The organism is Acidovorax sp. GW835-FHT14G06 (assembly GCF_058793595.1).
Genome location: NZ_JBXAGA010000003.1, coordinates 310,451 through 333,258, shown reverse-complemented (window position 1 = coordinate 333,258; position 22,808 = coordinate 310,451). Strand labels below are relative to the sequence as shown.

The 22,808-nt window shown below is 64.0% G+C and carries 19 protein-coding genes; 15 read left to right on the top strand and 4 right to left on the bottom strand.

The genetic code is table 11. From position 1 onward, the window contains the following. Positions 1 to 16 precede the first annotated feature (16 nt). The 3 genes from ugpE to ugpB all read right to left on the bottom strand — a co-directional run bounded on the left by ugpE (position 17) and on the right by ugpB (position 3,330). The gene (gene ugpE / locus AC1Q64_RS06685; RefSeq protein ID WP_056641167.1) at positions 17 to 868 is read right to left on the bottom strand and encodes a sn-glycerol-3-phosphate ABC transporter permease UgpE; all 852 of its coding nucleotides are present in this window, start codon (positions 866 to 868) and stop codon (positions 17 to 19) included. A gap of 146 nt (positions 869 to 1,014) precedes the next feature. Then, complete coding sequence (ugpA, locus tag AC1Q64_RS06680) at positions 1,015 to 1,896, bottom strand: sn-glycerol-3-phosphate ABC transporter permease UgpA (RefSeq protein ID WP_492250836.1); 882 nt, start codon at positions 1,894 to 1,896, stop codon at positions 1,015 to 1,017. 120 nt (positions 1,897 to 2,016) lie between these two features. Continuing rightward, entirely contained in the window at positions 2,017 to 3,330 is a 1,314-nt protein-coding gene (gene ugpB / locus AC1Q64_RS06675; protein WP_291439201.1) for a sn-glycerol-3-phosphate ABC transporter substrate-binding protein UgpB, read from the bottom strand. A gap of 300 nt (positions 3,331 to 3,630) precedes the next feature. Between ugpB and serA the strand changes: the two genes are divergently transcribed. From serA to nudB, 14 genes are all read left to right on the top strand, one after another. Further along, positions 3,631 to 4,860 carry a phosphoglycerate dehydrogenase gene (serA, locus tag AC1Q64_RS06670; protein ID WP_492250835.1) on the top strand — a complete coding sequence of 410 codons (1,230 nt, stop codon included), beginning with the start codon at positions 3,631 to 3,633 and terminating at the stop codon, positions 4,858 to 4,860. Between the two features lie 99 nt (positions 4,861 to 4,959). Further along, a complete protein-coding gene (locus AC1Q64_RS06665; RefSeq protein WP_192418236.1) occupies positions 4,960 to 8,874 on the top strand; it encodes a DUF3683 domain-containing protein in 3,915 nt (1,304 codons plus the stop codon). After that, positions 8,874 to 9,305 (top strand): HIT family protein, encoded by a 432-nt coding sequence (locus AC1Q64_RS06660; RefSeq protein WP_492250834.1) that lies wholly within the window; start codon positions 8,874 to 8,876, stop codon positions 9,303 to 9,305. Before AC1Q64_RS06665 ends, AC1Q64_RS06660 begins: the two co-directional genes overlap by 1 nt. Before the next feature lie 80 nt (positions 9,306 to 9,385). Continuing rightward, on the top strand, positions 9,386 to 9,808 hold the full coding sequence (locus AC1Q64_RS06655; RefSeq protein ID WP_492250833.1) for a gamma-butyrobetaine hydroxylase family protein: 423 nt from the start codon (positions 9,386 to 9,388) through the stop codon (positions 9,806 to 9,808). 214 nt (positions 9,809 to 10,022) lie between these two features. Then, entirely contained in the window at positions 10,023 to 10,754 is a 732-nt protein-coding gene (ubiE, locus tag AC1Q64_RS06650; protein ID WP_492250832.1) for a bifunctional demethylmenaquinone methyltransferase/2-methoxy-6-polyprenyl-1,4-benzoquinol methylase UbiE, read from the top strand. A 36-nt stretch (positions 10,755 to 10,790) separates the two neighbouring features. Further along, entirely contained in the window at positions 10,791 to 11,828 is a 1,038-nt protein-coding gene (locus AC1Q64_RS06645; RefSeq protein WP_492250831.1) for a Tim44 domain-containing protein, read from the top strand. 61 nt (positions 11,829 to 11,889) lie between these two features. Then, positions 11,890 to 12,528 (top strand): hypothetical protein, encoded by a 639-nt coding sequence (locus AC1Q64_RS06640; protein ID WP_492250830.1) that lies wholly within the window; start codon positions 11,890 to 11,892, stop codon positions 12,526 to 12,528. After that, positions 12,525 to 14,090, top strand: coding sequence for a ubiquinone biosynthesis regulatory protein kinase UbiB (gene ubiB, locus AC1Q64_RS06635; protein WP_492250829.1), 1,566 nt, complete (start codon positions 12,525 to 12,527; stop codon positions 14,088 to 14,090). The genes AC1Q64_RS06640 and ubiB overlap by 4 nt, the downstream gene beginning before the upstream one ends. Before the next feature lie 166 nt (positions 14,091 to 14,256). Next, positions 14,257 to 15,708, top strand: a complete 1,452-nt coding sequence (locus tag AC1Q64_RS06630) for a high affinity choline transporter 1 (RefSeq protein WP_291437462.1) — start codon at positions 14,257 to 14,259, stop codon at positions 15,706 to 15,708. 88 nt (positions 15,709 to 15,796) lie between these two features. Then, positions 15,797 to 16,147, top strand: a complete 351-nt coding sequence (locus AC1Q64_RS06625) for an FmdB family zinc ribbon protein (protein ID WP_291437461.1) — start codon at positions 15,797 to 15,799, stop codon at positions 16,145 to 16,147. Positions 16,148 to 16,155: 8 nt separating this feature from the next. Beyond that, positions 16,156 to 16,776 carry a DUF502 domain-containing protein gene (locus tag AC1Q64_RS06620; protein WP_492250828.1) on the top strand — a complete coding sequence of 207 codons (621 nt, stop codon included), beginning with the start codon at positions 16,156 to 16,158 and terminating at the stop codon, positions 16,774 to 16,776. 48 nt (positions 16,777 to 16,824) lie between these two features. Beyond that, positions 16,825 to 18,642 (top strand): aspartate--tRNA ligase, encoded by a 1,818-nt coding sequence (gene aspS / locus AC1Q64_RS06615; RefSeq protein ID WP_492250827.1) that lies wholly within the window; start codon positions 16,825 to 16,827, stop codon positions 18,640 to 18,642. A 138-nt stretch (positions 18,643 to 18,780) separates the two neighbouring features. Beyond that, a complete protein-coding gene (locus tag AC1Q64_RS06610; protein WP_056060409.1) occupies positions 18,781 to 19,608 on the top strand; it encodes a CsgG/HfaB family protein in 828 nt (275 codons plus the stop codon). Positions 19,609 to 19,619: 11 nt separating this feature from the next. Beyond that, the gene (gene nudB / locus AC1Q64_RS06605; RefSeq protein ID WP_492250826.1) at positions 19,620 to 20,096 is read left to right on the top strand and encodes a dihydroneopterin triphosphate diphosphatase; all 477 of its coding nucleotides are present in this window, start codon (positions 19,620 to 19,622) and stop codon (positions 20,094 to 20,096) included. 52 nt (positions 20,097 to 20,148) lie between these two features. Here nudB and AC1Q64_RS06600 read toward each other — a convergent pair whose 3' ends face one another. After that, complete coding sequence (locus AC1Q64_RS06600) at positions 20,149 to 21,915, bottom strand: response regulator (protein ID WP_492250825.1); 1,767 nt, start codon at positions 21,913 to 21,915, stop codon at positions 20,149 to 20,151. Between the two features lie 118 nt (positions 21,916 to 22,033). Here AC1Q64_RS06600 and AC1Q64_RS06595 point away from each other — a divergent pair, with 118 nt between their 5' ends. Beyond that, entirely contained in the window at positions 22,034 to 22,771 is a 738-nt protein-coding gene (locus AC1Q64_RS06595) for an endonuclease/exonuclease/phosphatase family protein (RefSeq protein WP_291437450.1), read from the top strand. The last annotated feature ends 37 nt before the right edge of the window (positions 22,772 to 22,808 follow it).

Sequence of the window (22,808 nt, the reverse complement as noted above, 5' to 3'; positions counted from 1 at the left end):
CTAGCAGGGTTTTGTCTTATTTTTCGGTATCCACCAGGCCTTTGACGAACCAGCGCTGCATGACCACCACAACGAACGCGGGAGGCAGCATGGCCAGGAGGGCCGTGGCCATCACGATGTTCCACTCGTTGCCCGCATCGCCACCGGCCAGCATGCGCTTGATACCGATGACCACGGGGTACATGTCCTCGGACGTGGTCACCAGAAGCGGCCACAGGTACTGGTTCCAGCCGTAGATGAACTGGATCACGAACAGCGCGGCAATCGATGTGCGTGACAGGGGCACCAGGATGTCCTTGAAAAAGCGCATGGGGCCAGCGCCGTCCACTCGCGCGGCCTCCACCAGCTCATCGGGTACCGTCAGGAAGAACTGGCGGAACAGGAAGGTGGCGGTGGCCGAAGCGATCAGCGGCACAGTGAGGCCCGCGTAGGTGTTGAGCATGCCCAGGTTGGAGACCACCTGGTAGGTGGGACCGATGCGCACTTCCACCGGCAGCATCAACGTGATGAAGATGAGCCAGAAGCAGATGCCCTTGAAGGGGAAGCGGAAGTACACGATGGCAAACGCCGACAGCAGCGAGATGGCGATCTTGCCCACCGTGATGACCATGGCGGTGACAAAACTCACCCACATCATGCGGGCCACCGGCGCTGTGGAGCCGGCGCCTGCGCCGCCGCCAAACAATGCGTCGTGGTAGGTCTGCCAGAAGTTGCTGCCGGGCACCATGGGCATGGGCACCTGCACGATGTCCTGCGCGGTGTGTGTGGAGGCCACGAAGGCCAGGTACAGCGGGAAGCCGACGATGATCACGCCCAGCACCATGATGAGGTGCGAGAACGCGGTGAGGTAAGGACTACGTTCAACCATTGGAATCTTTCAGAACCGAAGGATGGCCCACGGCGCTTGGATAGGACACGATGCAGGCGAGGGCCGCCGAGCAAGGGCCGCCCCGCCGTGAGGGCGGCGTCCCCCTGGAGGGGGTAGGCGCGAAGCGACTCAGGGTGTGCTTCATATCAGTACTGCACTTTCTTCTCGACGTAGCGGAACTGGATGACGGTGAGCACCACCACGATGGCCATCAGCACCACCGATTGCGCAGCCGAGCCGCCCATGTCCATGGCCTTGAAACCATCGTGGTACACCTTGTAGACCAGGATGGAGGTATCGCGTCCGGGGCCACCCTGGGTGGTCGAATCCACGATGGCAAAGGTGTCGAAGAACGCGTACACGACGTTGATCACCAACAGGAAGAACGTGGTGGGCGACAGCAGCGGGAACTGGATGCTCCAGAACCGGCGCCAGGGGCCTGCACCATCGATGGCTGCGGCTTCGATCAGCGACTTGGGGATGGACTGCAGCCCTGCCAGAAAGAACAGGAAGTTGTAGGAAATCTGCTTCCACACCGCTGCAATCACGATCAGCGCCATGGCGTGGTCGGAGTTGAGCATGTGGTTCCAGTCAAAGCCCGACTGGCGCAGCATGTAGGCCACCACACCCAGCGAGGGCGAGAACATGAACATCCACAGCACACCTGCCACCGCAGGGGCGACGGCGTAGGGCAGCAGCAGGGCGGTCTTGTAGACGATGGCGCCCTTGATGATGCGGTCGGCAAAGATCGCGAGGATCAGTGACAGGCCGATGCCCACCACCGCCACCAGGATCGAGAAGAAAGCCGTGGTTTTGAACGAGGCGAGATAGCCCGGGTCTTCAAACAGGGCCTTGAAGTTGTCCAGCCCCACCCATTCGGTGGACATGCCAAAGCTGTCCTGCATCTGGAACGACTGCACCAGGGCCTGGCCTGCAGGCCAGAAGAAGAACACGCTGATGATGACCAACTGGGGCGCCAGAAGCACCCAGGGCAGCCATGCAGAGCGGAAAAGTACGCGTTTTTCCATGACGAAACTCTCAAAAAGAAAACCCCGCCGCCCCGTGAACCATGCTGGTTGACGGGGCGGCGGGCTTTCGATGCCACCCAGCCGGGTGGCCAGGTGGCATCGACAGATGGTGGACCGTGCTTACTTGTTGGCGCGTGCGAAGCGGGCCAGCTGCTCGTTGCCACGTGTCACGGCGGTGTCCAGGGCTTCCTTGGGCGACTTCTTGCCCGACCAGATCTGTTCGGTTTCCTCGTCGATGATCGAGCGGATCTGCACGAAGTTGCCCAGGCGGATACCGCGCGACTTGTCGGTGGCCTTGCGGATCATCTGCGTCACGGCCACGTCGGTGCCGGGGTTCTTGTCATAGAAGCCGGATGCCTCGGTGAGCTTGTAGGCACCCATGGTCACAGGCAGGTAGCCTGTGCGCTGGTGGCTGGCGGCCTGCACCTTGGTGTCGTTCAGGAAGTTCAGGAAGCTGGCCACGCCCTTGTATTCCTCGGGCTTCTTGCCGGCCATCACCCACAGGCTGGCGCCGCCGATGGCGGTGTTCTGCGGGGCACCCTTCACATCAGGGTAGTAAGGCAGGGTGGAGATGCCGTAGGCAAACTTGGCTTCCTTGGCCACGCGGGCGTACAGACCCGACGAGCCGGTGATCATGGCGCATTCACCAGAGGGGAAGGACGCATCGGCCGTGTTGTTGCGGCCCTTGTAGACGAAGCTGCCTTCCTTGGAGGCCTTGGCCAGGTTCTCGAAGTGGCGAACGTGCAGCGGGGTGTTGATCTGCAGTTGCGCGTCGTTGCCGTCAAAGCCGTTGTTCTTGGAGGCGAACAGGGTGTTGTGCCACAGCGAGAAGCTTTCCAGCTGCGTCCAGCTCACCCAGCTGGTGGTGAACGGGCAGCTGTGGCCGCTGGCCTTCAGCTTGGAGGCGGCAGCAAACACTTCAGGCCAGGTCTTGGGCGGCTTGTCGGCGTCCAGACCAGCCTTCTTGAAGGCGTCCTTGTTGTAATAGAAGATCGTGGTCGAGCTGTTGAGCGGGTAGCTCAGCATCTGGCCGTTGGGGGCGGTGTAGTAGCCAGCCACTGCAGATACGTACTCGGTGGGTTCAAACTTGAAGCCCGCGTCGTTGAGCACCTTGGCCGCAGGCACGATGGCGCCCTTGCTGGCCATCATGGTGGCGGTGCCCACTTCGAACACCTGCAGAATGTGGGGGGCATTGCCGGCGCGGAAGGCGGCGATGGCGCCAGTCATCGATTCGTCATATTGGCCCTTGTACGTGGGCACGACCTTGTACTGGGACTGGCTGGCGTTGTATTGCTTGGCCAGGTCATTGACCCAGTCGCCCAGCGCTGCACTCATCGAGTGCCACCATTGGATCTCAATGGGTGCCTGTGCTTGCGCAGGTACGCAGACCGACATCGCGACAGCGGCGCAGACCGCCAGAAGCTTCGTTTTCATGAATATTTCCTCCGAGGATGACGAAAAGCACAAGGGCCGGATGCTATGCAGCCTATGTGACATTGATATGTCGTTGTCGCATGACCCCGCGGCCTGCAACAACCGGGGAAACCCCTTGGGGTAACCGTGAGGGGTGCGATTGTGACCTTTTTGTGACAAGGTGTGGCGCATTTGCCGAGGCTTGCAAGGTTTTGTGCAATGCACCATGCTGGTGACCGTTCGCACGCTTGTGCAGCACCGGTTCGTTCGCGCCGTCGCGCGCCGGACTGTCCCCTCCTTTATCCCTCCTCCTTCATAGCCATGGCCACCAATTCGCTCGACAAGAACAAGATCAAGTTTCTGCTGCTCGAAGGCATTCATTCCTCTGCTGTGGATGTGATCCGGGCGGCAGGCTATACGCAGATCGAGACGGTGTCCGGCGCACTGCCCGACGAAGAACTCCAACGCAAGATCGCCGATGTGCACTTTGTGGGCATCCGCTCGCGCACGCAGCTGACCGAAGAGGTGTTTGCCCAGGCCCACAAGCTGGTGGCAGTTGGTTGCTTTTGCATTGGCACCAACCAGGTGGACCTGAACGCGGCGCGCGAGCGTGGCATTGCGGTGTTCAACGCGCCGTACTCCAACACCCGCTCTGTGGCTGAGCTGGTGTTGGCCGAAGCCATCCTGCTGCTGCGTGGCGTGCCCGAGAAGAACGCGGTGGCGCACCGGGGCGGCTGGCTCAAGTCGGCCGACAACGCCTATGAAATCCGGGGCAAGACCCTGGGCATCGTGGGCTATGGCTCCATCGGCACCCAGCTGTCGGTGCTGGCCGAGGCCATGGGCATGCAGGTGGCCTTTTTTGATGTGGTCAACAAGCTGCCCCTGGGCAATGCCCGCCAGGTGCAGCACCTGCACGACCTGCTGGGCCAGAGCGACATCGTGAGCCTGCACGTGCCCGAGCTGCCCTCCACCGAAGGCATGATCGGCGCCGCCGAAATTGCGGCCATGAAGCCGGGCGGCATCCTCATCAACGCCGCGCGAGGCACGGTGGTGGATATTGAAGCGCTGGCTGCAGCGCTCCAGGCCAAGAAGCTGCTGGGCGCCGCCATCGACGTGTTCCCGGTCGAGCCGCGCACCAACAAGGATGAGTTTGTGTCGCCCCTGCGCGGGCTGGATAACGTGATCCTGACTCCCCACATCGGCGGCTCCACCATGGAGGCGCAGGCCAACATTGGCCTGGAGGTGGCCGAGAAGCTGGTGAAATACAGCGACAACGGCACCAGCACCTCGTCGGTCAACTTTCCCGAGGTGGCGCTGCCCGCCCACCCCGGCAAGCACCGTCTGCTGCACATCCACCGCAACGTGCCGGGCGTGCTGTCGGAGATCAACCGCATCTTCTCGGACAACCAGATCAACATCTCGGCCCAGTACCTGCAGACCAACGAGAAGATCGGCTACGTGGTCATCGACATCGACGCCGCCTCGTCCGATCTGGCGCTGGACAAGCTGGCCCAGGTCAGCGGCACCCTGCGCAGCCGCGTGCTGTTCTGACACTGTTGCGGGGCCGGTTCCGGCTCTGTCAGACAGCCCCGGCCCGGCAAGCCGCAGGCCGGTGGCTTAAAATCGCGCCCCCACCCCAGGTAGACCCCCATGAATGTACCGATCGCGTTGGCGGCCTTGCAGACGCAGGCCGCCGAGCCTGCCCGACTGCGTGAAATTCCCTATAACTACACCTCGTTTTCCGACCGGGAGATCGTGATCCGGCTGCTGGGGTCTTCATCCTGGGAGGTGCTGGACCAGCTGCGCAAAGAGCGCCGCACGGGCCGTTCGGCCCGCATGCTGTATGAGGTGCTGGGCGATATCTGGGTCGTGCAGCGCAACCCCTACCTGCAGGACGACCTGCTGGACAACCCCTCGCGCCGCAAGCTGCTGGTGGATGCCTTGCAGCACCGCCTGGGCGAGATCGAAAAACGCCGCACCCCCGCAGACGATGCCGAGCGCGACCGTCTCGTCGGTGAGCTGGTCGTCGCCGCGCGACGCGCTGTGGCCGAATTCAACGCCACCTTCGAGCAGGCCGCGCAACTGCGCCGCCAGATCCAGAAAACCCTGGGCCGCCTTACGGCCAAGGACAACATCAAGTTCGACGGCCTCTCCCGCGTGAGCCATGTGACCGACGCGACCGATTGGCGCGTCGAATACCCGTTCGTCGTGCTCACCCCCGACACCGAGGTCGAGATGGCGGGCCTGGTGAAGGGCTGCATCGAACTGGGCCTGACCATCATCCCGCGCGGGGGCGGCACCGGCTACACCGGCGGCGCCATTCCGTTGACGTGGAAGAGCGTGGTCATCAACACCGAAAAGCTCGAAGCCATGACCGAGGTGGAGATGCGCCGCCTGCCGGGCCTGGACCGCGAGGTGGGCACGGTGTGGACCGAAGCCGGCGTGGTCACCCAGCGCGTGGCCGACGCGGCCGAGCGCGCCGGTTTTGTGTTTGCGGTGGACCCGACCAGTGCCGAGGCGTCGTGCATTGGCGGCAATATCGCCATGAACGCGGGCGGCAAGAAGGCCGTGCTGTGGGGCACGGCGCTCGACAACCTGGCCAGCTGGCGCATGGTCACGCCCGACGCCCAGTGGCTGGAGGTGACGCGCCTGGACCACAACATGGGCAAGATCCATGACGTGGAAGTGGCCACCTTCGAGCTGCAGTATTTCGAGGCCGATGGCAAGACGCCCGTGCGCACTGAGCGCCTGAGCATTCCTGGCAAGACTTTCCGCAAGGAAGGCCTTGGCAAGGACGTGACGGACAAGTTCCTGGCGGGCCTGCCCGGCATCCAGAAGGAAGGCTGCGACGGCCTCATCACCAGCGCCCGCTGGGTGGTGCACCGCATGCCCGAGCACACGCGCACCGTGTGCCTGGAGTTCTTCGGCAACGCCAAGGACGCCGTGCCTTCCATTGTGGAAATCAAGGACTTCATGTTCGCCGAGCAAAAGCGCAGTGGCGTGCTGCTGGCGGGCCTGGAGCACCTGGACGACCGCTACCTGAAGGCTGTGGGCTATGCCACCAAGAGCAAAAAAGGCAACGGTGGCCTGCCCAAGATGGTGCTGATTGGCGACATCGCGGGTGACAACGCCGACGACGTGGCCCGCGTGACCAGCGAAGTGGTGCGCCTGGCCAACACCCGCAGCGGCGAAGGCTTTGTGGCCATCACGGCCGATGCGCGCAAGAAGTTCTGGGCCGACCGCAAGAAGACGGCGGCCATCAGCCGCCACACCAACGCCTTCAAGATCAACGAAGATGTGGTGATCCCGCTGCCGCGCATGGCCGAGTACACCGACGGCATCGAGCGCATCAACATCGAGCTCTCCCTGCGCAACAAGCTCAAGCTGTGCGACGCGCTGACCGAGTTCTTCGAGCGTGGCAACCTGCCCCTGGGCAAGCACGACGCCGACGACGAAGTGCCCTCGCCCGAACTGCTGCAAGACCGCGTGGCCCAGGCCATCGCCCTGGTGGAAGAGGTGCGCGCCCTATGGCAGGGCTGGCTGCACGATGTGGAAACGCTGTTCCCCCAGCTGCAGGACCATACCCTGCGCGCCAGCTGGAAGACCCAGCTGCGGGCGCCCCTGCAAGGCATCTTCACTGGCGCGGCGTTCAAGCCCATCCTGGACGAGGCCGTGGCCATCCACAAGCGCGTGCTCAAGGGCCGCGTGTGGGTGGCGCTGCACATGCACGCAGGCGACGGCAATGTGCACACCAACATCCCGGTCAACAGCGACGACTACGAGATGCTGCAAACGGCCCACGAGGCCGTGGCGCGCATCATGGTGCTGGCGCGCAGCTTGAACGGCGTGATCTCGGGCGAACACGGCATTGGCATCACCAAGCTGGAGTTTTTGACCGATGAAGAGCTGCGCCCCTTTGCCGAGTACAAGCGCAAGGTGGACCCGGAAGGCCGCTTCAACAAAGGCAAGTTACTCCGAAATCAGGAGCATTCGGGGCATATTCAACCAGCGCTTGGTGCCGATTTGGCTTCAAAACCGGCGCTGCATGCCGATTTGACCAACGCCTACACACCCAGCTTCGGCCTGATGGGACATGAGTCGCTGATCATGCAGCAGAGCGACATCGGCGCCATTGCCGATTCGGTCAAGGACTGCCTGCGCTGCGGCAAATGCAAGCCCGTGTGCTCCACGCACGTGCCGCGCGCCAACCTGCTGTACAGCCCACGCAACAAGATCCTGGCCACCTCGCTGCTGGTCGAGGCGTTCCTGTACGAAGAGCAGACCCGCCGGGGCGTGAGCATCAAGCACTGGCAGGAGTTCGAGGACGTGGCCGACCACTGCACGGTGTGCCACAAATGCGAGAGCCCTTGCCCGGTGAAGATCGACTTCGGCGACGTCACCATGAACATGCGCAACCTGCTGCGCAAGATGGGCAAGAAGACCTTCCGCCCCGGCAATGCATTGGCCATGACCATGCTCAACGCCACCAACCCGGACACCATCAAGCTGATGCGCTCGGCCATGGTGGACGTGGGTTTCAAGGCCCAGCGCATGGCCGTGGACCTGCTGCGCAAGGTGGGCCGCAAGCAAACTGCCAAGCCGCCCGCGACGGTGGGCACGGCTCCGATCAAGGAGCAGGTGATCCATTTCATCAACAAGAAGCTGCCCGGCGGCCTGCCCAAGAAGACGGCGCGCGCGCTGCTCGACATCGAGGACAAGGACTACGTGCCGATCATCCGCAACCCGCAGGCCACCACGGCCGAGACGGAGGCGGTGTTCTACTTCCCGGGCTGTGGCTCGGAGCGCTTGTTCTCGCAGGTGGGCTTGGCGACCCAGGCCATGTTGTGGCACGCGGGCGTGCAGACCGTGTTGCCGCCCGGTTACTTGTGCTGCGGCTACCCCCAGCGCGGCTCGGGCCAGTTCGACAAGGCCGAAAAGATGATCACGGACAACCGTGTGCTCTTCCACCGCGTGGCCAACACGCTCAACTACCTGGACATCAAGACCGTGGTGGTGAGCTGCGGCACCTGCTACGACCAGCTGCAGGGCTACGAGTTTGACAAGATATTCCCGGGCAGCCGCATCATCGACATCCACGAATATCTGCTGGAAAAGGGCATTCAGCTGCAAGGCAAGGGCGCCTACCTGTACCACGAGCCCTGCCACAACCCCATGAAGCTGCAGGACTCGATGAAGACCGTGAAGGCGCTGGTGGGCGAGCAGGTCTTGAAGAGCGAGCGTTGCTGCGGCGAGTCGGGCACGCTGGGTGTGACCCGGCCCGACGTGTCCACGCAGGTGCGCTTCCGCAAGGAAGAAGAGATCAAGAAGGGCGAAGCCCAGCTGCGTGCCAGCGGTGCTGTCGGCGCGCAGGACAACGTGAAGATCCTCACCAGCTGCCCCAGCTGCCTGCAGGGCCTGAACCGCTACGAAGGCGACCTGAACAACGGCTTGCTCGAAGCCGACTACATCGTGGTCGAGATGGCGCGCGAGATCCTGGGCGAGAACTGGATGCCCGAGTACGTACACCGTGCCAACAACGGCGGCATTGAGCGGGTGCTAGTCTGATGACCTGCCCCTTGTGCGCTGAAGACGGCGGCGCATTGGTCTGGCGTGGCGAGCGCCTGCGTGTCATCCGTGCGCAGGAGGCGGGGTTTCCCGCCTTCTACCGCGTGGTCTGGGATGCGCATGTGGCCGAGTTCTCGGACCTGGCTGCAGCCGACCGCGTGCACTGCATGGAGGCTGTGACGATGGTGGAGCAGGCGCTGCGCCAGCACCTGTCGCCCACCAAGGTCAACATCGCAGCGCTGGGCAACATGGTGCCGCACCTGCACTGGCATGTGATTGCGCGGTTTGACTGGGACAGTCACTTTCCATCGCCCGTGTGGGCGGCGGCGCAGCGGCCCAGCCCGGCGGCGCAAGAGGCCGGCGTGCGGACCCTGCTGCCCGCGCTGGAGGCGCAGTTGCAATCGCGGCTGGCGCAGTTGCCTACCCGGTAACCCTGTTTGCGGTGTGCCCCGGAGCGGGTGGGACAATCGCGGAGGTTGTTTCTGACAACAGTTTTCTCACAGGTGAATCCATGGCAGGTTTGAAAGCGGGTGCGCCCACGCCGCAGGCCCTGACGGTGCATGAACAGTCGCGCGTGCTGGAGGTGGGCTTTTCGGATGGCGCCACATTCCGCATTCCGTTCGAGCTGATGCGCGTGTACTCGCCCTCGGCCGAGGTGCAAGGCCACGGCCCAGAGCAGGAGGTGCTGCAGACGGGCAAGCGCAATGTGGCGCTCATCAACCTGGAGCCTGTGGGCAACTACGCCGTCAAGCCCACGTTCTCCGACGGCCACGACAGCGGCATCTTCACCTGGGACTATCTCTACGAGCTGGGCCAGAAGCAGGACGCACTGTGGGCCCAGTACACCGAGCGGCTGGCTGCTGCGGGGGCCGATCGCGACGCGCCCATGGCGCCCAAGGGTGGTGCAGGGGGCCACGCCTGCGGCAGTCACTGACGCCCTCGGCAGGCCTGTTCAGGGGCCCGCCGCCAAAAGCCGCACAAGTCCCTGTGCGGCAAGGTGCTATTGAAAATATAGCTATCAGCGCAATATTTGCTTGCGCTAGCGGCTGTTTTTGTTTCAATAGTGTTCTCCAAATTGCGACAGATGCCCCAATTCAGTGCGGGGTTGTCGCTGTACCTCTGGCGTTCACGCGCCTAGCATGATTCTTATGAGCACCACGCATTTCGGTTTTCAGTCGGTGGACGAGCAGGAAAAGGCACGCCGTGTGCGCGGTGTGTTTGATTCCGTGGCATCCAAGTACGACGTGATGAACGACCTCATGTCGGCGGGCCTGCACCGTGCCTGGAAGGCCTACACCGTGATGGTGGCCAACCTGCGCGAAGGCAGCCAGGTGCTGGACATTGCGGGTGGCACCGGTGACCTGGCACTGGCGTTTTCCAAGAAGGTGGGGGCATCGGGCCGTGTGGTGCACACCGACATCAACGAAGCCATGCTGCGCGTGGGCCGTGACCGGCTCATCAACGAGGGCGTGGTGCTGCCTACGCTGGTCTGCGACGCTGAAAATCTGCCGTTCCCCGACGCGCATTTCGACGTGGTGAGCGTGGCTTTTGGCTTGCGCAACATGACCCACAAGGACCACGCCATTGCCGAAATGTGCCGTGTGCTCAAGCCCGGCGGCAAGCTGCTGGTGCTGGAGTTTTCCAAAGTGGCGCAGCCGCTGACCAAGGTGTACGACTGGTACTCGTTCAAGGTGCTGCCCCAGCTGGGCAAGCTGGTAGCGGGCGACGACGCGAGCTACCGGTATCTGGCGGAGTCCATCCGCATGCACCCGGGGCAGGAAGAACTCAAAAGCCTCATGCAGAAAAATGGTTTTGGGCATGTGGACTATCACAACATGACGGGGGGCATTGTGGCCCTCCATGTTGGAATCAAGTGCTGAGCGGTTTGCTCGGTCGATAACGGAGACGGAGAAGTCATGATGAAACTGTGGTCTGTGGTGTTGGTCGCGATGCTGGCGTTTGCGCACGCCGATGCCGACGCCGCGCGGCGACTGGGTGGTGGCAAATCGGTGGGCAAGCAGTCCAGCAATGTGACGCAGCGCGATTCGGCCACGCCGCCCGCCACGCCGGGCGCACCGGCGCAGGGCGCCACCAACACGGCTGCAGCGGCCAAGCCCGCTACCGCCACGCCGGCAGCGGCTCCGGCCGCACCGGCCAAGAAGCCCTGGGGCGCCATGCTGGGTGGCCTGGCAGCGGGTCTGGGCCTTGCCTGGCTGGCGCACTCGCTGGGTTTGGGCGCGGGCTTTGGCAACATCCTCATGATTGCATTGCTGGCACTCGCGGCGTTTGCCATCTTCAAGATGGTCATGCGGTCGCGCAACGGCGGTAGCAATGGCTCGGGCAATGCTGCAGGTGGTGCTCCGTTCGCCTTTCAGGGCGCAGGGGCTGCAACGCCCGCTGCTGCCCAGGTGCCGCCGCAGTACAGCCCCAACAACGTGGGCAACGACGCATCGGCCCGCCCCTGGGAGCGCAGCAGCATGGCATTTGATGCCTCGCGTGCCGGGCAGGGTGGCGTGGGTTCGGGTGTGGTGATCGGTTCGGGCCTGTCGGGTTCGCAGAACTGGGGTGTGCCCGCAGATTTCGACACCGAGGGTTTCCTGTCGGCCGCCAAGCGTAACTTTGTGACCTTGCAGGGCGCGTGGGACCGTTCGGATATCGCCACCCTGCGGTCCATGATGACGGACAACATGCTCGACGAGATCCGCACCCAACTGGCCGAGCGCGAAGCCCACCGGGGCACGCAGCCCAATCACACCGATGTGGTCATGATCGAAGCGCAACTGTTGGGCATCGAAGACCTGGGCGACGGCTACATGGCCAGCGTCGAGTTCTCGGGCATGATCCGTGAAGAACCCTCGGCCGGGCCCAGCCCCTTCCGTGAGGTCTGGAACATGACCAAGCCCAAGGCTGGCAACACCGGCTGGCTGGTGGCAGGCGTGCAAGCCCTGCAGTAAACGCAGCCCACGGGGCCCCTGCGCGCCAGGGGCATTCCAGTTCAGGGAATAATCGGGGACTATGGCAACACCACAGTCCCCTTTTCCTTTTCTGGACGGCCTCTTCGAGCGCCTGGCAGCCGGCCCGCAGCCCCCGCAATGGCTGGTCCACGAGGTGCAGCAGCGCCTGGTGCTGTTTCTCAACCATGTGCTGATGCAGGAGAAAGAGGCCACGGACCGGCTGGTGCGCCAAAAGGGCCGCATTGCACGGGTGCAGTGGCGGGCTTACTCCCTGTCGTTGGTCATCACCCCTGCAGGCCTGTTCAACCTGGCGTCCGAGTCTGCGGTGCCAGACCTGCGGCTGGAAGTGACCGATACCTCCCCCATCACCCTTGCCCAGGCTGCTTTGCGTGGCGACAAGCCCTCCATCCGCATTGAGGGCGATGTGCAACTGGCGGCCGAGATCAACTGGCTGGTGGACCATGTGCGCTGGGACGTGGAAGAAGACCTGGCCCGCGTGATCGGAGACGCCACTGCGCACACCCTGGCGCAGTTCGCCAGCCGGGCTGCGCAGGCCCTGCACCAGTTTGTGGGTTCGCGCATGGCTGCTGCTGGCGGGGCTCCGTCCTCGGCGGTGGCACCGATGGCCCCCATGGCGCCAAGCTCTCCGGCCGCTGCGTCGCTGTCGCCCTCGGGTGGTTCCGACCGGGCCGACGCATGAAGCGCTTCTTGCGGGGGGCTGCCATCCTGTGGGTGGTGTTCCGGTTCGGCCTGGATGGCTTGCTGCTCGACAGCTTTCAAAAGCCCTGGCTGCGTATGGTCTCGCGCATCGTGTCCATCGGGCGCAATCTGGATGCCCCGCGTGGGCAGCGCCTGCGCGAGGCGCTGGAGAGCCTGGGGCCCATCTTCGTCAAGTTCGGCCAGGTGCTGTCCACCCGCCGCGACCTGCTGCCGCCCGATATAGCCGACGAACTGGCCCGCCTTCAGGACCGCGTGCCGCCGTTCGACCCTGACATTGCCATCGCCACCATCGAGCGTGCCTTCCGCCGCCCGGTGGACGAGGTGTTCACTTCCTTTGACCGCACACCGGTGGCCAGCGCGTCCATAGCCCAGGTGCATTTCGCCACGCTGCGTGACCGGCAGGGCATTGAGCGCGAGGTGGCCGTCAAGGTGCTGCGGCCGGGCATGCTGCCAGTGATCGAGAAGGACCTGAGCCTCATGCGCATGATGGCGGGCTGGGTGGAGAGTCTGTCGGCCGACGGCAAGCGCCTCAAGCCCCGTGAGGTGGTGGCCGAGTTCGACAACTACCTGCACGACGAACTGGACCTGGTGCGCGAGGCAGCCAACGCTGCGCAGCTGCGCCGCAACATGACCGGGCTGGACCTGGTGCTGATCCCTGAAATCTTCTGGGACTTCTGCCACCCCGAGGTCATGGTGATGCAGCGCATGAACGGTGTGCCCATCAGCCAGATTGACCGCCTGCGCGAAGCCGGTGTGGACATCCCCAAGCTGGCGCGCGACGGCGTCACCATCTTCTTCACCCAGGTGTTCCGCGATGGGTTCTTTCACGCCGACATGCACCCGGGCAACATTCAGGTGAGCCTGGAGCCCGCTACTTTTGGCCGCTATATCTCGCTGGACTTCGGCATCGTGGGCACGCTGACTGAAGTGGACAAGGAATATCTGGCGCAGAACTTTGTGGCGTTCTTCCGGCGCGATTACAAGCGGGTGGCCGAGCTGCACATCGAAAGCGGCTGGGTGCCCCCGGAAACGCGGGTCAATGACCTCGAATCGGCCATTCGCGCCGTGTGCGAGCCATATTTTGACCGCCCGCTCAAAGAAATCTCGCTGGGCCTGGTGCTGATGCGCCTTTTCCAGACCTCGCGCCGCTTCCATGTCGAGATCCAGCCCCAGCTGGTGCTGCTGCAAAAGACCCTGCTCAACATCGAGGGCCTGGGCCGCGAGCTGGACCCGGACCTGGACCTGTGGAGCACAGCCAAGCCGTTCCTTGAAAAGTGGATGCTGGAGCAGATGGGCCCCCAGCGCCTGTTGCGCGAGCTGCGGGCGGAGGCGCCGCACTATGCCAAGCTGCTGCCCGAGCTGCCGCGCCTTATCTACGACGCGCTGCGGCAGCGCCCGGCAGACCACCAGCCTGCACTGCGTGAACTGCTGGAAGCGCAAAAACGCACCAACAGGCTGCTGCAGTCCATTGTTTATGGCGGGGTGGGGTTTGTGTTGGGGCTGCTGGCGATGCAGCTGTTCATGCGCATCCGGGTTTTTTAGTGTCTGCGGCACAAAAGTTGCCTTCATAATCCGCAGCAATTTTGTAACGTATTTGTAAGCGGGGCTGCGGCCCCATGGTTGTCAGGCGCCGCAGAGTGACCACCTAGGTCACTCTGCGCGCGCGCTGCCTTTTTCGCTACCACCCCTGGAGTTTTGGAGCGGCGCCATGCTGTTGTCATTCATCGTTCTGTACCTGCTGGTTTCGATTGGTGTGGGCCTGTATGCCGCCACCCGCGTGCACAACACCGCCGACTATGCGGTGGCCGGGCGCAGTCTGCCTCTGGCCGTCGTGATTGCCACCACGTTTGCCACCTGGTTTGGCTCGGAAACCGTGCTGGGCGTGTCGGCCCGGTTTGTGGACGGAGGCCTGGGAGCCGTCGTGGAAGATCCGTTCGGTGCGTCCATGTGCCTGGTGCTGGTGGGGCTGTTTTTTGCCTACAAGCTGTACCAGAAGAACCTCATCACCCTGGGCGACTACTACCGCCAGCGCTATGGCCGCGTGATTGAGGTGGCCTGCTCGGCCATCATCATGTTCAGCTACCTGGGCTGGGTGGCGGCGCAGATCACGGCCCTGGGCCTGGTGTTCAACCTGCTCACCCAAGGCGCGGTGTCGATCACCATGGGCATGATCATTGGCACACTGGTGGTGCTGGTCTACACCCTGTATGGCGGGATGTGGTCGGTGGCCATGACGGACTTTGTGCAGATGATTGTGATCGGCGTGGGCCTGCTGGCCATCGCATGGTACGCCGCCGACCTCGCGGGCGGTGCTGGCAAGGTGGTGGAGTTTGCAGCGCGCGAAGGCAAGTTCCATTTCTTCCCGACCGGGGGCGTCAAGGAGTGGACATTTTTCATCGCCGCCGCCATCACCATGATGCTGGGCTCCATTCCGCAGCAGGACGTTTTTCAGCGCGTCATGTCGTCCAACAGTGCGGCCACCGCGCGCAAAGGCCCTGTGATCGGCGGCCTGTTGTACCTGCTGTTTGCATTCATCCCGATGTTCGTGGTCACCGCAGCGGTGTTGGTCATGCCCGAGACTGCCCAGGCGCTGCTCAAGGAGGACCCCCAGAAGGTATTGCCCACGCTGGTGATGGAGCGTATGCCGCTGATGCTGCAGGTGGCGTTTTTTGGCGCCTTGCTCTCGGCCATCATGTCCACCGCGTCGGCCACCTTGCTGGCGCCGTCCACCACTTTCGTGGAGAACATCCTGCACAACTTGCGCCCCGGCATGAGCGACCAGCAGACCCTTAAGGCCATGCGCATTTCTGTGCTGGTGTTCACGGCCTGCGTGCTGACCTATGCCGTCACCATGCAGGGCACCTCGATCTACGAACTGGTGTCGGGCGCCTACCAGGTGCCACTGGTGGGGGCTTTTGTGCCGCTGGTGTTTGGCCTGTACTGGAAGCGCGCCACCACCCAGGGGGCGCTGCTGGCGGTGGTCATGGGGCTGGGGGTGTGGCTGTTGTTCGTGGCCAGTCCCATGTTGTCGGAGGCCTTTCCGCAGCAACTGGCCGGGGTGCTGGCCGCTTTGGTGGGCATGCTGGCAGGTTCGCTGGCCCCTCAGTGGATCGACGACCACAAGGGGCATGTCACCCATTACCAGGGCAGCGCCAGCTGAATGCTCGGCCCCGCACCATGGCGCGGGTCTTGCGGATGGGCATGCCGCCTATAATTGAGGGTTTTGCACTTTCCCTCAACACACTGACATGCCTATTTACGCCTACAAATGCGGCTCCTGTGGCCATGCCAAGGATGTGCTGCAAAAAATCTCCGACGCACCGCTGACGGTGTGCCCCGCCTGCGGCGCTGAAGCCTTCTCCAAACAGGTCACGGCCGCGGGCTTCCAGCTCAAGGGCTCGGGCTGGTATGTGACCGATTTCCGCGGAGGCAACGGGGGCAACTCCGCCCCGGCCACTGAGGCCAAGTCGGAATCCAAGACCGAATCAGCAGCACCTGCCAGCGCCGGTGATGCTCCTAAAAAAGAAGCTGCCAGCGCAAGCACCCCTAGCGCTACAAGCACTGGCGGCACCAGCGGCACTTCTTCCTCTTCGAGCTGAGGACCTGCATGGCTGCCCTGCGCAAATGGCTGTTGACAGGCCTTCTGGTCATCGTGCCCGGTGTTATTACGGCCTGGGTGCTCAACTGGATTGTGAGCACGCTCGACCAGACCCTGCAGATCCTGCCGGGCGCGTGGCAGCCCGACAAGCTGCTCGGAGTGCATGTCCCGGGCTTTGGCGTGATCCTCACGCTGGCCATCTTGCTGGTGGTCGGCGCTATTGCCAGCAACTTCGCGGGCCGCAAGCTCGTGCAGTGGGGCGATGCGCTGGTGCACCGCATTCCGGTGGTGCGCTCTATCTACTCCAGCGTCAAGCAGGTCTCGGACACACTGTTTTCCGAGAGCGGCAACGCGTTTCGCAAGGCCGTGCTCGTGCAGTGGCCTCGCGAAGGGGTGTGGACCGTGGCGTTCGTCACGGGTGCCCCCAACGGTGAAGTGGCTGCGTACCTGCGCGACGAGTTCGTCAGCGTGTATGTGCCCACCACCCCCAATCCCACGGGTGGGTATTTTGTGATGGTGCGCAAGAGCGACTGTGTCGAGCTCGAGATGAGCGTGGACAGTGCCCTCAAGTACATCGTCTCCATGGGTGTGGTGGCTCCGGCGGACCCCACGCTGCCCTCATCCAAGTAAGCAATCTCTTTCAACGTCAACGCGCCCTGCGGCGCCGGAAGTTTTGTCATGGCCATGCGTTCCCACTATTGCGGTCTTGTGACCGAAGCCCTGATGGGCCAAACCGTTACCCTGTCGGGCTGGGTGAACCGCCGCCGTGACCATGGTGGCGTGATCTTCATCGACCTGCGCGACCGCGAAGGCTACGTGCAGGTCGTGTGCGACCCTGACCGCGCCGAGATGTTCAAGGTCGCCGAAGGCGTGCGCAACGAGTTCTGCGTGCAGGTCAAGGGTGTGGTGCGCGCACGCCCCGCAGGCACCACCAACGACAAGCTCAAGACCGGCCAGATCGAAGTGCTGTGCCATGAGCTGAACGTGCTCAACCCCTCCGTCACGCCTCCGTTCCAGATCGACGAGGAAAACCTTTCGGAAACCACGCGCCTCACGCACCGCGTGCTGGACCTGCGCCGCCCGTACATGCAGAACAACCTGATGCTGCGCTACAAGGTGGCAATGGAAGTGCGCAAGTTCCTCGATGCGAATGGCTTCATCGACATCGAAACCCCCATGCTCACCAAGAGCACGCCCGAAGGCGCGCGCGACTACCTCGTGCCCAGCCGCGTGCACGACGGCCATTTCTTCGCATTGCCCCAGTCGCCCCAGCTGTTCAAGCAGCTGCTGATGGTGGCGGGCTTCGACCGCTACTACCAGATCACCAAGTGCTTCCGCGACGAAGACTTGCGTGCTGACCGCCAGCCTGAATTCACCCAGATCGATATCGAGACATCGTTCATGGAAGAGCAGGACATCCGCGACATGTTCCAGGGCATGATCAAGACGGTGTTCCAGAACACGCTGGGCGTGGACCTGGGCGAGTTCCCCGTCATGACCTACCAGGACGCTGCGCGCCTGTATGGCTCCGACAAGCCCGACCTGCGCGTGAAGCTCGAATTCACCGAGCTGACCGACGTGATGAAGGACGTGGACTTCAAGGTGTTCTCGGGCGCCGCCAACATGAAGAATGGCCGCGTGGTCGGCCTGCGCGTGCCCGGTGGCTCGGTCGAAGGCGGCGGAATCAGCCGTGGAGAAATCGACGCCTACACTGAGTTCGTCAAGATCTACGGCGCCAAGGGCCTGGCCTACATCCGCGTCAATGAACTGGCCAAGGGCCGTGACGGTCTGCAGTCGCCCATCGTGAAGAACATCCACGACGCAGCCCTGCAAGCCGTGCTGGAGCGCACTGGCGCACAGGATGGCGACCTGATCTTCTTCGGTGCCGACAAGGAAAAGATCGTCAACGACGCGATCGGCGCGCTGCGTATCAAGATCGGTCACAGCGAGTTCGGCAAGAAGAACGGCCTGTTCGAGAACCGCTGGGCCCCGCTGTGGGTGGTCGACTTCCCGATGTTCGAGTACGACGAGGAAAACCAGCGCTGGAACTCGGTGCACCACCCCTTCACCAGCCCCAAGGATGGTCACGAAGACTGGATGGTCACAGCGCCCGAGAAGTGCATCTCCAAGGGATACGACATGGTGCTCAACGGCTGGGAAATGGGTGGCGGCTCCGTCCGTATCCACCGCGCCGACGTGCAGCAGAAGGTGTTTGACGCCCTCAACATCACGCCCGAAGAAGCCCAGCTCAAGTTCGGCTTCCTGCTGGATGCGCTGCAGTACGGCGCGCCTCCGCACGGCGGCCTGGCCTTTGGCCTGGACCGCATCGTAACGCTGATGACCGGTGCCGAGTCGATCCGCGACGTGATCGCCTTCCCCAAGACCCAGCGCGCCCAGTGTCTGCTCACGCAGGCGCCCAGCCCTGTGGACGAAAAGCAGCTGCGCGAGCTGCACATCCGCCTGCGCAACCCCGACGCGGTCAAGACTGCGGCCTGATTCCGGACGCATCACGTCCTTCGCGCATGCAGCCATGCATCGCACACCAAGCGGCTCGGGCCTTGCGCCCTGGCCGCTTTTTTCATGCGCGGCGCATCGGGCACTGGCCGCCGTGCACGGACTGAAAGAGGTACTTCCATGCGTTTGTTGACACGCTCCCATTGGCTGCTTGCGGCCGCATGCATCGCCCTGGCCGGATGCGGCGAGAAGAAGACCGAACTGGGGCAGGGCGGCTCGGTGGTCACGGGCTCGGCCGGGCCCCAGGGCGCGCAGAACGCGGCCCGTGAGCTGGTGCGTTGCGATGCGCCGGTGGCCACGCTGGCGCTGGCCGAGAACCCCAATGGCTACATCATGGGCTCGGGCTACCAGCTGCCCGCGTCGCCGGTGCCACTGGTCAAGCTGCTGGCCCAGCAGAGCGGGTGTTTCCGCGTGGTGGACCGGGCAGCGGGCCTGAAGGGCACTGTGCAGGAGCAGGAATTGAAGGACGCAGGCATCTTGCGCAAGAACAACTCCACCGTGGCCAAGGGCAAGGGGTACGAGGCGCAGTACACGCTCACGCCCAGCCTCACGTTCAGCGAGCAGGATGCGGGCCGGGGCCTGGCCGGGGTGATCGCCATGATCCCGGTACTGCGCGACATCGCAGGCCTGGCCGGGCTGGTGGAGCAGGTCAAGTTCAAGGAAGCACAGACGGCCTTGCTGCTGTCCGACAACGAAACCACCGAACAGGTAGCGGCGGCCACAGGCTCAGCGCGCACCACCGACCTGGGGGTTGGCGGCTTGGTGTTCGGCAAGCTGGGCGGCGCAGCGGGCGCTGGCTGGAGCAATACCAACGAAGGCAAGGTCATTGCTGCGGCGTTTCTGGACGCGCACAACCAGCTGGTGGTGCAGGCGCGTGCGTTGCAGGCCAAAGAGCTGCCCCCGCCCGTGCCCACCACCACGGCAGCCCAGCGCCCCAAGGGGGGCTGAAGGCACAGGCCATGGCAGCCGCCGGGCCACCGAGGCCTTACAAGCTTCCAGAGTCGGTGCTGGTGGTGATCCACACCCCCGCGCTGGAGGTGCTGCTGATCCGCCGCACCGGGGGCGAGGGGCATTGGCAGTCGGTCACCGGTAGCAAGGATGCGCTGGACGAGCCTTTTGCCGAGACCGCACGCCGTGAAGTGGCCGAAGAAACCGGCATGGACACCCAGGCACCGGGCTGTCTGCTGACCGACTGGGCGCTGGAGAACGTGTACGACATCTGGCCCCAATGGCTGCACCGTTATGCCCCTGGCGTGGTGCGCAACCGCGAGCGCGTGTTTGGCCTGTGTGTGCCCGCAGGCACGCCCGTGGTGCTGAGCCCGCGTGAGCACGACGCCTATGAGTGGCTGCCCTGGCAGCAGGCCGCTGACCGGTGTTTTTCAGCGTCCAATGCTGAGGCGTGCCTGTTGCTCCCCCGGTTTTTGCATCTCGGGTGAGTCGACTCCGAATGGCCCGGCGGCAACGGGGGCAAGGCCGGGCGGCGTCGCCTCAAGAGGCGTCTGGAGGCCGCAAGCGCAGGGCGGCAGCAGGATCGTCGGCATCGTCTGCGGGCGACGGGCCGAGGGCCGAGCTGTCTGGCGATGGCTGCGGAGTGCGCGTGGGCGTGTTGTCGCTGCTGCCCCGCACCCTCAGCGCCACTCCGCCGGGGTGGCGTTCACTATCTTGCCCCAGGATGGCCCGTGCCGGAGTGCTGCCCATGCGGGCGCGCAGTGCGTCGATGCTCTCTTGCAGCGGTTGGGGGGCGGCCATGCGCGCGCCATGGCGTAGCAGCACTTGCTGTGCCATATCGAGCAGTTTGGAGTTGAGGGTGCGTTCGGCTTCGGCCAGCAGGTTTTGCACGGCACCGCCAGGGTCGCCGTTCAGGCTTTGCGCCATGGCGACTTCGGCCGTCTTGTTGACGCGTTGCAGGCAGTCTCGCACCAGTTGGCTGTAAGGCTCATGCAGGTTGCAGGCGTTGGCCATCAGCTCGGTCAAGCCGCGTGTGTTGGCATAGCGCATGCCCAGTGCCAGAACCCAGCTGTCGCCCTCGGGCAGCTCGATCGACGTGACGGCCAATACGGCCAGCAGGCTGCCCAGGTTGCAGGCAGCCTCGAAGTCGAAGGTGCTGGACGTGATCTCGCGGGCCATGCCACGCACCGATTCAACCGCTTGCGAAAACTGCCGCTGCTGGATGAGCTGCAGCGCCCGCGCCACCTCGGCAAAACGCCGGATGCGCGCGCTGCCGTAGTGGCGCTCCAGGATGCGCGCAAAGTCGGCCATGCAGCGCTCGATGCCCTTGCGGTCGTTCTCGGCGTAATACGCAAACGTCAGCAGCACCAGCGACTGGTAGTCGAACAGTTTGGAGTCAATGCCCAGCACTGTGGCGCGTGCCAGCACCTTGGTGGCGGTGGCGCGGTCGCCCATGTAGTACGACATCATCCCCAGCTTCTGCAGCCGCACCACCGAGTCGGGCGTGAGGGTGCTGGCCGTGCGGTAGGTCTCGATGGCCTGCGAAAAATTGCCCATCTCCACCTGCGCGCGGCCCAGCACGTCGTAGGCGTCGGCGAACGACGCGTCCTCGCCAATCAGTTCCTGCAAGGTGGTGATGGCGCGCGCGGCCTGGCCTGATTCGATCTGTGCGCGGGCCACGCCCAGCTTGGCCCAGGGCAGGGCCCGTGCCGCGATGACGGCCTCGAACAGGGTGCGCGCCTCGTCGTGGCGGCCCAGGCGCAGCAGCAGCTCCGACCCGATGCGGGCGGCGTACAGCCAATAGGGCTTGCGGGCCTCGAAACGCTCCACGCACAGCGCGGCGGCCTGCTCGAAGTCCTCGGCCTCGATGGCATCGAAAATGGGCTTGAGGTGGATCTTGCGCAGGCGCGCCAGGCTCAGGCGCTCGAACAGCGCGCTGGGCGTGAAGGGCTTGAGCAGGTAGCCGTCCAGTGCCGACTCGGCGGCCTCGGCCACTGCGGCGTACGACGCCTCGGCCGTGACCATGAAGAACACCGTCGAAAACGGCAGCAGCTGCGCGCGCCGCAGGTCGTCCAGCAGGGTCTGGCCCGAGTAGTTGGATTCGCCAAAAAACTGGTCGCACAGCACGTAGTCGAACACCGTGTGCTCCAGCCGGGCGCGCGCGTCCTGCACACGGGAGCATTGCACGATGCGGGTCACGCCGTACTCGCGCAGCTGCCCCACCAGAATGCTGCGCGATGTGGCATTGCTGTCCACGATCAGCGCCTGGGTCTGTGGGGCGGGATTGGGGCCGCTCTCGGTAGCCATGGGGGTCGGGGCCGTCCCTGCGTGCTCAAAATGTTGGAGTCTCCAGTGTAAAGCGCTGCCGCCCCCTGCCTGCGTCGGGCAAACCCCTTGCCACCACGGCTTGCGACACAATCCAGCCATGCAACACGACGACATCCTGCGCGTAGCCACCTACAACATCCACAAGGGGGTGCAAGGCATCGGGCCCGCGCGGCGGCTGGAGATTCACAATCTGGGTCTGGCGGTGGAGCAGCTCGACGCCGACATCGTCTGCCTGCAGGAAGTGCGCAAACTGCACCGGCGCGAGGCGGCGTACTTTCAGCGCTGGCCAGAGCTGCCTCAGGCCGAGTTTCTGGCGCCAGAGGGCTACGAGGCGGTGTACCGCACCAACGCGGTCACCAAACATGGCGAACATGGCAACGCGCTGCTGACCCGCTGGCCGGTGATCGGGCACCAGCATGAAGACATTTCGGACCACCGTTTCGAGCAGCGCGGCTTGCTGCATGTGGAGGTGGACGTGCAGGGCCGCAGCGTGCATGTCATCGTGGTGCACCTGGGCCTGATCCCCGGCAGCCGCATTCGCCAGGTCGAGCGCCTGCAGGGTTTCATCGAGCGTGAGGTGTCGCCCGGCACGCCGCTGGTGGTGGCGGGGGACTTCAACGACTGGGGGCAGCAGCTCAAGCGCATGCTGGCGGGCTTTGGGTTGTATGAGTGGGATGCGCCGCGCACCTTCACCTACCCAGCGCGCCTGCCCTTGGCGCAGCTGGACCATGTGTATGCGCGCGGGCTCACACCGCTGTCGCTGCAGGTGCCACGCGGCCGCATCTGGTGGCGCATGTCGGACCACCTGCCCCTGATTGCGGAGTTCCGGCTGTGAAGCTCTGCCGGGGTGCGCGCGGTGGCGGAGTGACGGG

Coding starts and splice junctions, on each gene's coding strand:
- ugpE (WP_056641167.1), bottom strand. CDS start 868: ATGGTTGAACGTAGTCCTTACCTCACCGCGTTCTCGCACCTCATCATG.
- ugpA (WP_492250836.1), bottom strand. CDS start 1,896: ATGGAAAAACGCGTACTTTTCCGCTCTGCATGGCTGCCCTGGGTGCTT.
- ugpB (WP_291439201.1), bottom strand. CDS start 3,330: ATGAAAACGAAGCTTCTGGCGGTCTGCGCCGCTGTCGCGATGTCGGTC.
- serA (WP_492250835.1), top strand. CDS start 3,631: ATGGCCACCAATTCGCTCGACAAGAACAAGATCAAGTTTCTGCTGCTC.
- AC1Q64_RS06665 (WP_192418236.1), top strand. CDS start 4,960: ATGAATGTACCGATCGCGTTGGCGGCCTTGCAGACGCAGGCCGCCGAG.
- AC1Q64_RS06660 (WP_492250834.1), top strand. CDS start 8,874: ATGACCTGCCCCTTGTGCGCTGAAGACGGCGGCGCATTGGTCTGGCGT.
- AC1Q64_RS06655 (WP_492250833.1), top strand. CDS start 9,386: ATGGCAGGTTTGAAAGCGGGTGCGCCCACGCCGCAGGCCCTGACGGTG.
- ubiE (WP_492250832.1), top strand. CDS start 10,023: ATGAGCACCACGCATTTCGGTTTTCAGTCGGTGGACGAGCAGGAAAAG.
- AC1Q64_RS06645 (WP_492250831.1), top strand. CDS start 10,791: ATGATGAAACTGTGGTCTGTGGTGTTGGTCGCGATGCTGGCGTTTGCG.
- AC1Q64_RS06640 (WP_492250830.1), top strand. CDS start 11,890: ATGGCAACACCACAGTCCCCTTTTCCTTTTCTGGACGGCCTCTTCGAG.
- ubiB (WP_492250829.1), top strand. CDS start 12,525: ATGAAGCGCTTCTTGCGGGGGGCTGCCATCCTGTGGGTGGTGTTCCGG.
- AC1Q64_RS06630 (WP_291437462.1), top strand. CDS start 14,257: ATGCTGTTGTCATTCATCGTTCTGTACCTGCTGGTTTCGATTGGTGTG.
- AC1Q64_RS06625 (WP_291437461.1), top strand. CDS start 15,797: ATGCCTATTTACGCCTACAAATGCGGCTCCTGTGGCCATGCCAAGGAT.
- AC1Q64_RS06620 (WP_492250828.1), top strand. CDS start 16,156: ATGGCTGCCCTGCGCAAATGGCTGTTGACAGGCCTTCTGGTCATCGTG.
- aspS (WP_492250827.1), top strand. CDS start 16,825: ATGGCCATGCGTTCCCACTATTGCGGTCTTGTGACCGAAGCCCTGATG.
- AC1Q64_RS06610 (WP_056060409.1), top strand. CDS start 18,781: ATGCGTTTGTTGACACGCTCCCATTGGCTGCTTGCGGCCGCATGCATC.
- nudB (WP_492250826.1), top strand. CDS start 19,620: ATGGCAGCCGCCGGGCCACCGAGGCCTTACAAGCTTCCAGAGTCGGTG.
- AC1Q64_RS06600 (WP_492250825.1), bottom strand. CDS start 21,915: ATGGCTACCGAGAGCGGCCCCAATCCCGCCCCACAGACCCAGGCGCTG.
- AC1Q64_RS06595 (WP_291437450.1), top strand. CDS start 22,034: ATGCAACACGACGACATCCTGCGCGTAGCCACCTACAACATCCACAAG.